Origin of the sequence: Streptomyces sp. NBC_01390 (assembly GCF_045040105.1) — a bacterium.
Taxonomy (GTDB): domain Bacteria; phylum Actinomycetota; class Actinomycetes; order Streptomycetales; family Streptomycetaceae; genus Streptomyces.
The window spans coordinates 8880132-8892955 of sequence record NZ_CP109551.1 but is presented as its reverse complement, the minus strand read 5'-3'; the positions used below and the strand labels follow the sequence as shown (position 1 = coordinate 8892955).

Genomic DNA, 12824 nt, shown 5'->3' with positions numbered 1-12824 from the left:
CCCCACCTCACTCCACCCCGATGAGCAGCAACGCCCCCTGCCGTCCCCCCCGATACACCACCGTGTCGACAGCCAGATACCCCTCCCGGACCCGCCCTTCGAGATGCGCCGCGATGGCCTCGGGCGCCTCGTCCCCGAGGACGAGGGTGACCATCTCACCGCCCGCCTGGAGCATCCGGTCGATCACGGCCTCCGCCGTGGCCGTGACGTCCGAGCCGATCACGGCGACGTCGCCGTCGATGAGGCCGAGGACGTCGCCGGCCTGGCAGATGCCGGCCATCGTCCAGGACTGGCGTTCCGCGACGGCGAGTTCGGCGTAGCGGGTCGCCCCGGCCGCGGACGTCATCGCGACGACGTCCTCGTCGAACCGGCGTTCCGGTTCGTGCACGGCGAGCGCGGCGATGCCCTGGACCGCCGAACGGGTCGGGATCAGGGCCACCCGGATGCCCTCCGAGCGGGCCTGTTCGGCCGCCGCGGCGGCGGTGTGGCGCAGGTCGGCGTCGTTGGGCAGCAGCACGACCTCGCGCGCGTGGGCCCGCCGTACCGCCTCGACGAGTTCCCCGCTGACGGGTGGCTCCCCGGGCCGCGCGAGCACGGTGGTGGCGCCGGCCTCGCCGTACAGCCCGGCCAGCCCCTCGCCGGGCACGACGGCGACGACGGCTCGCTGCACCCGCTCCCGGGGCGGCCGTCCGACGCCACCGGTGTGGACGTCACCGACCGCGAAGTGCGTGATCCGGATCCGGTGGGGCCGCCCCGCCTCGACACCTGCCTCCACGGCGGCGCCGGCGTCGTCGACATGGACGTGGACGTTCCACAGCCCGTCGCCCCCGACCACCACGAGCGAGTCCCCGAGCCGGTCGAGCCGCTCCCGGAGCCGCTCGACGGCCGCGTCCTCGGCCTCCAGGAGATAGATGACCTCGAACGCGGGCCCCGAGGAGTCGTCCGCGCACTCGTCGGGTCCACCGGGAGCCGGCGCCTCGACCACCTCGGAAACGGCCCCGGAAACCGCCTCGGACCGAGTCGGCACGCGCACGCGTGCCGCCCACGCCGCTCCTGCCGTCCCCGTCGAGCCACCTCCCGGCGCCTCCCCCGTGAACGTCTCCACCAGTGCCCCGATGACCGCCACCAGCCCCCGCCCGCCCGCGTCGACGACGCCCGCGCTCCCCAGGACGGCCAGCTGATCCGGGGTCGCGGCCAGCGCGGCCGCGGCACCCTCGTACGCGGCTCTGGCCACCGTTCCGCAGTCGCCCCCCGCCTCCCTCGCGGCGTCGGCGGCGGCCTCGGCGACGGTGAGGACCGTGCCCTCGACTGGATGGGCCACGGCCTGCCGGGCGGCGTCGGCCGCGTGCCGCAGGGCCAGGCACAGGCCGGGGCCGTCGAGGTGGGCGCCCGGACCGTCCGCCTCGGCGGCCAGCACCTGGGACATGCCGCGCAGCAGCTGCGCCAGGATCGTGCCGGAGTTGCCGCGCGCCCCTATCAGCGCGCCGTGGGCCATCGCCCGGGCCGCGTCGGCCGGCGTCGGAGCCCCGGCGGTGCCGGCCGGTCCGGCCCCCGTCTCGTGGCCGGCGAAGGCCGCCTCGACCGCCGCGTACGCCGATTCCAGCGTCAGATAGAGGTTGGTGCCGGTGTCGCCGTCGGCCACGGGGTAGACATTGATCGCGTCGATCTCCTCGCGCGCCCGCCCGAGCGCGGCCAGCGCGAGTCCGCACCAGGTGCGGACCGCGAGAGCATCGAAGAATGTCTGCGGCACCTGCGGCACCTGTGCCTCCTTGAGCTGCTGGACGTGGCACGCAGCGTAGACCCCGGGTGAATGCCGGGTGGCCCGGGGCCGGCAGTGAAGCCCTGATCAACCATGGTAGTTTCGTTGTACTGGCGCAGTCGTTGTATGCTGCTCCGGTTGCCCGATCGAGACAGCCATCCCAGATGGTCGTCGCACATCGGGCCTTCCTCCCGGCAGTGCCACTCAGATCCTCCGATCCTGATCCCGGCATGCCGGGATCAACCCGTAAGAGCATCTGAAGTCTTTGGAGTGACCCGTGGCTGCCAACTGCGACGTCTGCGGCAAGGGGCCGGGCTTCGGCAACAGCATCTCCCACTCGCACCGCCGTACACCCCGTCGCTGGAACCCGAACATCCAGCGCGTTCGTACCGTGGTCAGTGGGACGCCGAAGCGCGTGAACGCTTGCACCTCGTGCATCAAGGCCGGCAAGGTCTCGCGCTGACGATCAGCTAGCGCGCGGCCACTGCTGGTTCGCTGCACAGAGCCGGTCCACCTCGGTGGACCGGCTTTTTGCCGTACCCGCGGAGCAGAAGCCCTCCGGCGGATCCCCGCTATCCACGCAGCCGCCAGCCGTGGTCCACCGGTCCGATCCCGCCGCCCAGCGCGAACCCGGCCGCGATCGCCCCGGTGACGTACTCCTTCGCCTTCGCCACCGCCTCCGGTACCGACTCGCCCTTCGCCAGCCCCGATGCGATGGCCGACGCCAGTGTGCAGCCCGTGCCGTGTGTATGCCGGTTGTCGTGGCGTGGGGCGCGCAGCCAGTGCTCCTCGGATCCGTCCGTGAGCAGGTCCACGGCCTCCCCGGGCAGATGCCCGCCCTTGATCAGCGCCCATTTCGGCCCGTACGCCAGCACGGCCGCCGCGGCCTCGCGCAACTGTCCCTCCGACTCGACGCGTACGCCCGTGAGCTGGGCCACTTCGTCGAGGTTCGGGGTCGCCACGGTCGCCGCCGGAAGCAGCAGCGTCCGTACGGAATCCAGTGCGGACGCGGCCAGCAGCGGGTCGCCGTGCTTGGAGACGCCCACCGGGTCGACGACCGTCGGCACGTTCGTCTCGGTGATCAACTCGGCGACCGCCTCGACCAGTTCGGCCGAGACGAGCATCCCGGTCTTCACGGCCTGTACGCCGATGTCGTCGACGACGCTGCGGTACTGGGCCCGCACCGCCTCCACCGGCAGTTCCCAAGCGCCCTGTACGCCGAGGGAGTTCTGCGCCGTGACCGCCGTGAGGACGCTCATGCCGTGCACGCCGAGCGCCAGCATCGTCTTCAGGTCGGCCTGGATTCCGGCGCCGCCGCCGGAGTCGGAGCCCGCGACCGTGAGGACCCGCGGGAGCACGGTCACGACTCGATGTCCGCGAAGTGGTCCCAGCCGCCCTTGCTGGTCCAGGGCGCTCCGTCGACCGTCACCTGGGGCAGCGCGGAGGGGTTGAGGACCTCGCCGATCACCTTCCAGCGGGCGGGCAGCTTCACGTCGGGTGGGAAGGTCGCCACGATCGCGTGGTCCTCACCGCCGGTGAGTACCCATTGCATGGCGTCGACGCCGACGGCCTGCCCGATGTCGTTCATCTGGGACGGGATGTCGATCGCGCCCGACCGGATGTCGATCCGGACCTTGCTGGCCTCCGCGATGTGCCCGAGGTCCGCGATCAGCCCGTCGCTCACGTCGCACATCGCGGTCGCCCCGAGGCCGGCCGCCGCCGGGCCCGCGTGGTACGGCGGTTCGGGGCGACGATGGGCCTCCACGAAGGCGCGCGGTGAGCGGAAGCCGCGCGAGAGCACCGCGTGCCCGGCCGCCGACCAGCCCAGCCAGCCCGTCACGGCGACGACGTCACCGGGCTGCGCGCCGCCCCGGATGACCGGCTCGTGGTTGCGCAGGTCGCCGAGTGCGGTGATCGAGACGACGATCGTGTCCCCTCGTACGACATCACCGCCGACCACGGCGGCGCCCGCGACCTGCGCCTCGTCCCGCAGGCCGTCCATCAGTTCGACGGGCCAGGTGACCGGGAGTTCGGCGGGGACGACCAGGCCGAGCAGCAGCGCGGTCGGTACGGCACCCATGGCGGCGATGTCCGCCAGGTTCTGTGCGGCTGCCTTGCGGCCCACGTCGTACGCGGTGGACCAGTCGCGGCGGAAGTGCCGCCCTTCCAGGAGGATGTCGGTGCTCGCCACGACCCTGCGGTCGGGCGCGGCGACCACGGCGGCGTCGTCGCCGGGGCCTACCCGGACCGCCGGGGTGGTGGTGAGCCGGGAGGTGAGCTCCCTGATGAGCCCGAACTCCCCCAGTTCGCCCACAGTGCCCTTCATAGTCGTACGTCCCCTTCTGGTCCTGTCCCCGTTGCTGCCCTGGCCCGATCGCGAGACCCCGCGGGTCTCTGTACGGTCGAGGTGACCGTCAACCTGTTCTTGCGTGTACGCCCCGGCTCGGGTGTCCCGTCGCCGCAGGTCTCCCCGTGGTGCGCGGCGACGCGATACCGTGGCGTTCCTTTTCCCCACATGATCCTCGTGGCCGCCCTGGAGGTTCCGTGGTACAGGCGTACATCCTGATCCAGACCGAGGTCGGCAAAGCGTCGACCGTCGCCGAGACGATCAGCAAGATCCCGGGGGTGACCCAGGCCGAGGACGTGACAGGACCGTACGACGTGATTGTGCGCGCCCAGGCCGACACCGTGGACGACCTCGGCCGCATGGTGGTCGCGAAGGTCCAGCAAGTGGACGGCATCACCCGCACCCTGACCTGCCCGGTGGTGCACTTGTAGCCCCCGTCTACCCTGTGCCGGTGAACTTGTTCCGCCACCGGCCGCTCGCTCTGCCCGCGCTTGCCCTGTTGATCGTCGTCACGGGTTGCTCCTCAGCAGACGACAGCTCCGCGGTCACGGTTCCCGAGCCGGACGCGAAGGCCACGAAGCTGTGCCGGAACCTGGACAAGGCGCTGCCGGCGAAGGTGGACGGCCTGGGCCGCGACGACCCCGAGCCCCGGTCCGCACTGACCGCGGGCTGGGGCAGCCCGGCGATCATACTGCGCTGCGGTGTCGTACGGCCGCCCAAGATGACGGACCCCAAGGTTGCCCTGGGGTCCGATCCGAAAGCGGTGGGCGGTGAGGTGAACGGGGTCGGCTGGTTGATGGAGAAACGGGACGACGGGTCGTCCCGTTTCACCACTTCCTCGCGGCTGGTCTATGTGGAGGTGACTGTTCCGTCGGGGCGGGACACCTCGGGGGTGCTTGTTGATCTGGCTGCCGCCATCAAGAAGGCGGTTCCTGTGGGGATTGCCGACTAGGCGCCGTTGTGGGGGTGTTGCGTTGTCGGGTTTCGGTTCGCTGTGGCTGGTCGGGCAGTTCCCCGCGCCCCTTCGGGGCGCTCTACCTCAGGCCTGTTGAGCGGCGCAGGGCTGCCTGTACCAGCCTGTCCACCAGCTCGGGGTAGTCCACGCCCGTCTCCTGCCACATCCTCGGGTACATGGAGATCGGGGTGAAGCCGGGCATCGTGTTGATCTCGTTGATGACGAACTCGCCGTCCTCGGTGAGGAAGAAGTCCGCGCGGACGAGGCCCTCGCAGGACGCCGCGTCGAAGGCCTCGACCGCGAGGCGGCGAACCTCCGCGGTCTGCTCGTCGGTGAGGGGAGCCGGGACGATGCCGTCGGCCGAGTCGATGTACTTGGCCTCGAAGTCGTAGAAGGCGTGCGCCTGCACGGGCGGGATCTCGGCCGGTACGGAGGCACGCGGGCCGTCCTCGAACTCCAGCACCCCGCACTCGATCTCGCGTCCGCGCAGTGCCGCCTCGACGATGATCTTCGGGTCGTGGCGCTGGGCCTCGGCGATCGCCTCGTCGAGGCCGCTCAGCTCGTCGACCTTGGTGATGCCGAACGACGATCCCGCGCGCGCGGGCTTCACGAACAGCGGCCAGCCGTGCTCACCGGCGAAGTCGATGATCTTCTTGCGTGCCGCCGACTCGTCGCGCTCCCACTCACGCGGCCGGATCACCACGTAGGGGCCCACCTTGAGGCCGAACGAGGTGAACACCCGCTTCATGTACTCCTTGTCCTGGCCGACGGCCGAGGCGAGCACGCCCGCGCCGACATACGGGACACCGGAGAGCTCCAGCAGGCCCTGGAGGGTGCCGTCCTCGCCGTACGGGCCGTGCAGGACGGGGAAGACGACGTCCACTTCGCCGAGGGCCTTGGGCACCGATCCCGGTTCGCTGTAGACGACTTCGCGGTTCGCGGGGTCGACGGGGAGCACCACGCCGCCCTCGCTCGACTCGGCGAGATCGTCGACGTTCGGCGCCTTGCGGTCGACGATCGCCATGCGCTCCGGTTCGTCGGCGGTGAGCGCCCAGCGGCCGTCCTGGGTGATGCCGATCGGCAGGACGTCGTACTTCGTCCGGTCGATGGCACGCAGCACGGCGCCGGCGGTGACCACGGAGATCCCGTGCTCGGAGCTGCGACCGCCGAAGACGACGGCCACGCGCGGCTTGCGGGACGGCTGCTCGGGACTCTGGGGCAGGTTCTCGGTGCTCATATCGCGTTGAGGGTACCCGGTGGTAGGGCGCTGAGTCAGCGCCCGCAGACCCCTGTTGCTCAGCGTCGTTCGGGCTTGGCGCTGCGCGACATCAGTTCCTTGAGGGCCACGACCGGCGGCTTGCCCTCGTGCACGATGCCGACGACCGTCTCCGTGATCGGCATGTCGACGCCGTGCCTGCGGGCCAGATCCAGCACGCTCTCGCAGGACTTGACGCCCTCGGCGGTCTGCTTGGTGACCGCGATGGTCTCCTGGAGGGTCATGCCCTTGCCGAGGTTGGTGCCGAAGGTGTGGTTGCGGGAGAGCGGCGACGAGCAGGTCGCCACCAGGTCTCCCAGGCCCGCCAGGCCCGCGAAGGTGAGCGGGTCGGCGCCCATCGCGAGGCCGAGGCGGGCGGTCTCCGCGAGGCCGCGCGTGATGAGCGAGCCCTTCGTGTTGTCGCCGAGGCCCATGCCGTCGGCGATACCGACCGCCAGACCGATCACGTTCTTGACGGCGCCGCCGAGTTCGCAGCCGACGACGTCGGTGTTGGTGTACGGACGGAAGTACGGGGTGTGGCAGACGGTCTGGAGGCGCTGGGCCACGGCGTCGTCCGTGCAGGCGACCACGGCGGCGGCCGGCATCCGGGCGGCGATCTCCTTGGCGAGGTTGGGGCCCGTGACGACCGCGATACGGTCCTGGCCCACCTTGGCGACGTCGTCGATGACCTCGCTCATCCGCATCGCGGAGCCGAGTTCGACGCCCTTCATGAGGGAGACGAGGATCGTGTCGGGGGCGAGCAGCGGCGTCCACTCGGCGAGGTTCCCGCGCAGGGTCTGCGAGGGGATGCTGAGTATCGTGAAGTCGGCGTCGCGGGCGGCCTCGGCGGGGTCCGTGGTGGCGCGGAGGTTCTCCGGGAGTTCGACGCCCGGGAAGTAGTCCGGGTTCGTCCGCGTGGAGTTGATCGCCTCGGCGAGTTCGGGGCGGCGGGCCCAAAGGGTCACCTCGCAGCCGGCGTCGGCGAGCACCATGCCGAAGGCGGTGCCCCATGATCCAGCGCTGAACACCGCCGCCTTGACCCGCTCGCTCACTTGCCCTGCCCCTCTTCCTGAACTTCCCGTGCTTCCGCTGCTTCTTGCACCGGTGCCTGTCCTACGGCCGCCGCCTTCGACCGGGGTGCTTCACCGGCCGCCTCGGCGGTGGCCCTGGCGTGCGCGTCCAACGCGGCCTGCGCCTCTTCCTCGGCCGTACGGCGGCGCTGCTCGATCCGCTCCCGGCGCGGGTCGTACGGCGTCGCGGGCGCCTTCCCGCCGCGGATGACCTCCAGCTGGCGGGTGACGGCGGCCATGATGACCTCCGTCGCCTCCTTCAGGAGGTCGGGGCTCATTTCCCTGTCGTAGAACCGCGTCAGGTCCACGGGCGGGCCCGCGAGGACGTGGTGGGTCTTGCGCGGAAGGACGTTGAGCTTCTTGGAGTACGGCGGGAGCAGTTCGTTCGCGCCCCACTGGGCCACCGGGATCACCGGGCACTTGGTCTGTAGGGCGACCCGGGCGGCGCCGGTCTTGCCGGTCATGGGCCACTGGTCAGGGTCGCGGGTGATGGTGCCCTCGGGGTAGAAGACGACGCACTCGCCGCGTTCCACGGCGTCGATCGCGGCCCGGAAGGCGCTCAGCGCGTCGGTGGTCTCGCGGTAGACGGGGATCTGTCCGGTGCCGCGCATCATGACACCGCTGAATCCCTTCTTGAAAAGCCCGCTCTTCGCCAGAAAACGCGGAACCCGACCACTGTTGTACTGGTAGTGACCGTAGGCGAAGGGGTCCGCATGCGAATTGTGGTTCACCGCGGTGATAAATCCGCCGGCCGCCGGAATGTTCTCCATTCCGCGCCAGTCCCGCTTGATCAGAAGCACGAGCGGCGGTTTGCAGATGACCGCAGCGAGGCGGTACCAGAAGCCGATTCTGCGGCTGGGCACGCGGACACCTTCCTCTAAGGCCTGGACCAGGACCTCTGCCGGTGACCTGGGGCCGGACAAGTGTCGCCCCGGGCTTCCGGTCTGTCGAGAACACCGTACGCCCCGGTACCGACACCGCCAGATGGGCTTTGATGACAGCCAGGTGACAATGGTTGCCGCAGGAAGAGCGCCGGGTGAGCGACCGGGGTGGGCGAGGGAGGGACGGAACGCGCGTGCAGTGGACGGTGGTCATACCCCTCAAACCCCTGGCGCGGGCCAAGAGCAGGCTCGCGGACACCGCCCACGACGGGCTCCGCCCGGGTCTCGCTCTCGCCTTCGCGCAGGACACGGTGGCAGCGGTGCTCGCCTGCCCGGCGGTCCGTGATGTGGCGGTAGTCACGAACGACGCCCTGGCCGCCCGTGAACTGGCGGCCCTGGGAGCCGCGATCGTCTCCGACGAGCCCCTTGGCGGCCTGAACGCCGCTCTGGCGCACGGAGCGGCGGCCGTGCGGACTCTGCGGCCCGACAGCCCCGTGGCGGCCCTGAACGCCGATCTGCCGGCGTTGCGCCCCCTGGAGCTGGCCCGCGTCCTGGATGCCGCCGCCGAATTCCCGCGTGCTTTCCTCGCGGACGCGGCCACCGTGGGCACCACTCTGCTGACGGCCCGACCCGGTCAGGAATTGCTCCCGCATTTCGGTCCGCGTTCCCGAATCCGCCACCATGAGTCGGGCGCCGTGGAACTCGGCCTCACCTCGGTGAATTCCGTACGCCAGGACGTGGACACCGGCGACGATCTGCGGGCGGCGCTCGCCCTCGGGGTGGGGACACGGACGGCGGCCGCCGTCGAGGGGCTGCTGATCGCGGGCCAGTAGGCTGCCGCCATGCAGGCGACCGCGTACACGTACGACGCCGGGACACGCAGCGGCAGTGTGCTGCTCGACGACGGCACCCCCGTTCCCTTCGACGCACCGGCGTTCGACGCGGGCGGGCTGAGGCTGCTGCGGCCCGGACAGCGGGTGCGCATCGAGGTCGAGGGGCCCGAGCAGGCAGCCGGGGCGGGGAACACCCCCAGGATCACGCTCATCACCTTGCAGACGTTCTGAAGCCTCCAGCAGGCCTTCGGAAAACCCACCGAACGCAGAGAACCCACCGAACGCCTCCGGACACGCCGCGGGCCGGACTCCCTCGGGGAGTCCGGCCCGGCGCGTGAGTGCCCTCGCACCTCTACTTGCTGCGAGCGGTGGCCTTCTTGGCGGTGGTGGTCGTGCGGGCCGCCGACTTGCGGGCCGGAGCCTTCGTCGCCGTCGCCTTCTTGGCCGCCGGGGCCTTCTTCGCGGCGGTCTTCTTCGCCGTGGCCGTGGTCTTCTTGGCCGCCGCGGTCTTCGCGGTGGTCTTCTTGGCCGTGGCCTTCTTCGCCGTCGCCGTCGCCGTGGTCTTCTTCGCCGGCGTCGCCTTCTTCGCCACGGTCTTCTTCGCGGCCGTCGCCCTCTTGGCGGTGGTGGCCTTCTTCGCCACGGCCTTCTTGACCGTTGCGGCAGCACCGCCGCCGGTCAGGCTGCCCTTGGGCGCCTTCTTGACCGCGACCTCGCCGCCACGGGGGAGCTTCTTCGAGCCGCTCACCAGGTCCTTGAAGCCCTGGCCCGCACGGAAGCGGGGGACGGAGGTCTTCTTGACCCGAACCCGCTCACCCGTCTGCGGGTTGCGGGCGTAACGGGCCGGACGGTCGACCTTCTCGAACGAACCGAAGCCCGTGACCGAGACCCGGTCCCCGCTGACGGTCGCGCGGACGATGGCGTCCAGGACCGCGTCGACCGCCTCGGCGGCCTGCTGACGGCCACCGACCTTGTCCGCAATGGCTTCTACGAGCTGCGCCTTGTTCACGTCTTCCCCTTCGGAGACATTGCCAGAACGAAAGTGTTCAAGCTTTTTCGCACGTTAGGCAGATATATACCGCAAATCAAACACGAAACGGGCTAATCACCCTTGTGTCGCAACGAACTCGGGCTGTCATGGAGTTCCTCAGTGGTCCTCGTCGGGGAATCGACCCTCGTCGAGGTCCGCCTTGAAGCGTTCCAGCCGCCTTGTCGCGTCGGCGAGATCGTGCTTGGCCGCGGCCGTAATGACCAGCAGCTTCCGGGTCAGCGCCATCCGTACGCCCTCCGGGACTTGCAGTGCGCGCACTGTTGTGTGCGCTTCCTTGAGTTGGGCCGCGACCGCCGTGTAGAGCTCGAGTTGGCCGTCGTGTTCCATGCACAGATTGTGCCATCTGGGGCGAGTTGTCGCCTGCCCAGGGGGCAACTGCTGCCTATAACGGCCTTCCGCGCTCAGTCGGGAGCTGCGTTGTCAAGACCCGGGTACCCCATCAACACCCTTTCTAACATGGGAAGTTGGGGAGGTCCGGTGCAGTGCTGGAGAGGGTCCGGAGGCAGAAACAGCTGTACCCCCAATCGTGGCGATCGGGGGTACAGCCGGGGTGTTGCAGTGGCCGAAACTCTACTTGCGAAGGGCGTTGCGGCTCAGACGCAAGAGGTCTTCCGACTCAGACCTTGAGCGTCCACGGCTTGTGCGAGGGCCGCTTCGCCTCGTACGCCGAGATCTCGCCCTCGTTCTGCAGGGTGATGGAGATGTCGTCCAGCCCGTTCAGCAGCCGCCAACGGGCGTTCTCGTCGAGTTCGAAGGCCGCGGTGATGCCCTCGGCGCGCACTTCGCGGGCCTCCAGGTCGACCGTGATCTCGGTCTGCGGGTCGTTCTCCGTCAGCTCCTGGAGCGCGTCCACGATCTTCTGCTCCAGAACCACCGTGAGCAGGCCGTTCTTGAGCGAGTTGCCGCGGAAGATGTCGGCGAAGCGCGAGGAGATGACGGTCTTGAAGCCGTAGTTCTGCAGCGCCCAGACGGCGTGCTCGCGCGAGGAGCCCGTACCGAAGTCGGGGCCGGCGACCAGGACCGTGGCGCCCTTGCGCTCGGGGCGGTTGAGGACGAAGTTCTCGTCCTTGCGCCAGGCCTCGAACAGCCCGTCCTCGAACCCGTCCCGCGTGACCTTCTTGAGCCAGTGAGCAGGGATGATCTGGTCGGTGTCGACGTTGCTGCGACGCAGCGGGACGGCCCGGCCGGTGTGCGTGGTGAATGCTTCCATGGCTGATCAGACTCCAGCGGGCGTACGGGTGTCGGCGTCGGACAGGTCGGCCGGGGAGGCCAGGTGGCCCAGCACGGCCGTCGCGGCGGCGACCTGCGGCGACACCAGGTGCGTACGGCCGCCCTTGCCCTGCCTGCCCTCGAAGTTGCGGTTGGAGGTGGACGCGGAGCGCTCACCGGGGGCCAGCTGGTCGGGGTTCATGCCCAGGCACATCGAGCAGCCCGCATGCCGCCATTCGGCGCCGGCCTCCTTGAAGACCACGTCCAGGCCCTCGGAGACGGCCTGCAGACCGACCCGCACCGAACCGGGGACGACCAGCATCCGTACGCCGTCGGCGACTTTGCGGCCCCCGACGATCTCGGCTGCGGCGCGCAGGTCCTCGATGCGGCCGTTGGTGCAGGAACCTACGAAGACGGTGTCCACCTTGATGGAGCGCAGCGACTGGCCGGCCTCCAACCCCATGTATTCCAGGGCCTTTTCGGCGGCGAGGCGCTCCGAAGCGTCTTCGTACGAAGCGGGGTCGGGGACGTCCGCCGAAAGGGGTGCGCCCTGACCGGGGTTGGTGCCCCAGGTGACGAACGGCGACAGCGCGGCGCCGTCGATGACGACCTCGGCGTCGAATTCCGCGTCGTCGTCGGTGCGCAGCGTCTTCCAGTACTCCACCGCCGCGTCCCAGTCCGCGTCGGCGGGGGCGTGCGGGCGGCCCTTGAGGTACTCGAAGGTGGTCTCGTCGGGGGCGATCATGCCCGCGCGGGCACCGGCCTCGATCGACATGTTGCAGATGGTCATCCGGGCCTCCATCGAGAGCTTCTCGATGGCGGAGCCGCGGTACTCCAGGATGTAGCCCTGGCCGCCGCCGGTACCGATCTTCGCGATGATCGCGAGGATCAGGTCCTTGGCGGTGACACCGTCGGGCAGCTCGCCCTCGACCGTGATGGCCATGGTCCTGGGGCGGGCCAGCGGCAGCGTCTGGGTGGCCAGCACATGCTCGACCTGCGAGGTGCCGATACCGAACGCCAGCGCGCCGAAGGCGCCGTGCGTGGAGGTGTGGGAGTCGCCGCAGACCACGGTGGTGCCGGGCTGGGTCAGTCCCAGCTGCGGTCCCACCACGTGGACGACACCCTGCTCGACGTCGCCCAGCGGGTGCAGCCGTACACCGAAGTCGGCGCAGTTCTTGCGCAGCGTCTCCAGCTGGACCCGGGAGACCGGGTCGGCGATGGGCTTGTCGATGTCGAGGGTCGGGGTGTTGTGGTCCTCGGTCGCGATGGTGAGGTCGAGGCGCCGCACCTTACGGCCGTTCTGGCGCAGGCCGTCGAAGGCCTGCGGGCTGGTCACCTCGTGCAGCAGGTGCAAGTCGATGAAGAGGAGGTCGGGCTCGCCCTCGGCGCGCCGGACGACGTGGTCGTCCCAGACCTTCTCCGCGAGTGTCCTACCCATCGCTTTCCCTCCAGCCGGCCGGTGCG

Annotated in this window: 15 protein-coding genes; 5 read left to right on the top strand and 10 right to left on the bottom strand. The window is 70.1% G+C overall.

The annotated features are described in order from the left end of the window. Positions 1–7 precede the first annotated feature (7 nt). Complete coding sequence (locus tag OG241_RS39995) at positions 8–1759, bottom strand: DAK2 domain-containing protein (RefSeq protein WP_405822626.1); 1752 nt, start codon at positions 1757–1759, stop codon at positions 8–10. Between the two features lie 277 nt (positions 1760–2036). On the opposite strand from OG241_RS39995, the gene rpmB reads away from it, so the two are divergent. Next, positions 2037–2222 (top strand): 50S ribosomal protein L28, encoded by a 186-nt coding sequence (gene rpmB, locus OG241_RS39990; RefSeq protein ID WP_006376789.1) that lies wholly within the window; start codon positions 2037–2039, stop codon positions 2220–2222. Between the two features lie 109 nt (positions 2223–2331). Here rpmB and thiD read toward each other — a convergent pair whose 3' ends face one another. Both thiD and OG241_RS39980 read right to left on the bottom strand, forming a co-directional pair. Beyond that, complete coding sequence (thiD, locus tag OG241_RS39985) at positions 2332–3117, bottom strand: bifunctional hydroxymethylpyrimidine kinase/phosphomethylpyrimidine kinase (protein ID WP_405826693.1); 786 nt, start codon at positions 3115–3117, stop codon at positions 2332–2334. Between the two features lie 2 nt (positions 3118–3119). Continuing rightward, positions 3120–4085, bottom strand: a complete 966-nt coding sequence (locus tag OG241_RS39980) for a thiamine-phosphate kinase (protein ID WP_405822624.1) — start codon at positions 4083–4085, stop codon at positions 3120–3122. Between the two features lie 218 nt (positions 4086–4303). On the opposite strand from OG241_RS39980, the gene OG241_RS39975 reads away from it, so the two are divergent. Both OG241_RS39975 and OG241_RS39970 read left to right on the top strand, forming a co-directional pair. Beyond that, positions 4304–4537 (top strand): Lrp/AsnC family transcriptional regulator, encoded by a 234-nt coding sequence (locus OG241_RS39975; RefSeq protein WP_006376792.1) that lies wholly within the window; start codon positions 4304–4306, stop codon positions 4535–4537. Positions 4538–4557: 20 nt separating this feature from the next. Continuing rightward, complete coding sequence (locus OG241_RS39970) at positions 4558–5058, top strand: DUF3515 domain-containing protein (RefSeq protein ID WP_405822623.1); 501 nt, start codon at positions 4558–4560, stop codon at positions 5056–5058. Positions 5059–5140: 82 nt separating this feature from the next. Here the strand turns inward: OG241_RS39970 and OG241_RS39965 are convergent, their stop codons facing one another. The 3 genes from OG241_RS39965 to OG241_RS39955 are packed head-to-tail and all read right to left on the bottom strand — an operon-like array spanning position 5141 to position 8249. After that, complete coding sequence (locus OG241_RS39965) at positions 5141–6298, bottom strand: D-alanine--D-alanine ligase family protein (protein WP_405822621.1); 1158 nt, start codon at positions 6296–6298, stop codon at positions 5141–5143. A 59-nt stretch (positions 6299–6357) separates the two neighbouring features. Further along, on the bottom strand, positions 6358–7368 hold the full coding sequence (locus tag OG241_RS39960; RefSeq protein WP_405822620.1) for an NAD(P)H-dependent glycerol-3-phosphate dehydrogenase: 1011 nt from the start codon (positions 7366–7368) through the stop codon (positions 6358–6360). Next, the gene (locus OG241_RS39955; protein ID WP_405822618.1) at positions 7365–8249 is read right to left on the bottom strand and encodes a lysophospholipid acyltransferase family protein; all 885 of its coding nucleotides are present in this window, start codon (positions 8247–8249) and stop codon (positions 7365–7367) included. Before OG241_RS39955 ends, OG241_RS39960 begins: the two co-directional genes overlap by 4 nt. A gap of 212 nt (positions 8250–8461) precedes the next feature. On the opposite strand from OG241_RS39955, the gene cofC reads away from it, so the two are divergent. After that, positions 8462–9100 carry a 2-phospho-L-lactate guanylyltransferase gene (cofC, locus tag OG241_RS39950; protein ID WP_405822616.1) on the top strand — a complete coding sequence of 213 codons (639 nt, stop codon included), beginning with the start codon at positions 8462–8464 and terminating at the stop codon, positions 9098–9100. Between the two features lie 9 nt (positions 9101–9109). Next, positions 9110–9331 (top strand): hypothetical protein, encoded by a 222-nt coding sequence (locus tag OG241_RS39945; RefSeq protein WP_405822614.1) that lies wholly within the window; start codon positions 9110–9112, stop codon positions 9329–9331. A gap of 121 nt (positions 9332–9452) precedes the next feature. Here OG241_RS39945 and OG241_RS39940 read toward each other — a convergent pair whose 3' ends face one another. From OG241_RS39940 to leuC, 4 genes are all read right to left on the bottom strand, one after another. Beyond that, the gene (locus tag OG241_RS39940) at positions 9453–10109 is read right to left on the bottom strand and encodes an HU family DNA-binding protein (protein WP_405822613.1); all 657 of its coding nucleotides are present in this window, start codon (positions 10107–10109) and stop codon (positions 9453–9455) included. Positions 10110–10247: 138 nt separating this feature from the next. Beyond that, the gene (locus tag OG241_RS39935) at positions 10248–10478 is read right to left on the bottom strand and encodes a hypothetical protein (RefSeq protein ID WP_405822611.1); all 231 of its coding nucleotides are present in this window, start codon (positions 10476–10478) and stop codon (positions 10248–10250) included. A 289-nt stretch (positions 10479–10767) separates the two neighbouring features. Further along, complete coding sequence (gene leuD / locus OG241_RS39930) at positions 10768–11361, bottom strand: 3-isopropylmalate dehydratase small subunit (protein WP_405822610.1); 594 nt, start codon at positions 11359–11361, stop codon at positions 10768–10770. Between the two features lie 6 nt (positions 11362–11367). Continuing rightward, positions 11368–12798 carry a 3-isopropylmalate dehydratase large subunit gene (gene leuC, locus OG241_RS39925; RefSeq protein ID WP_006383667.1) on the bottom strand — a complete coding sequence of 477 codons (1431 nt, stop codon included), beginning with the start codon at positions 12796–12798 and terminating at the stop codon, positions 11368–11370. Between the last annotated feature and the right edge of the window lie 26 nt (positions 12799–12824).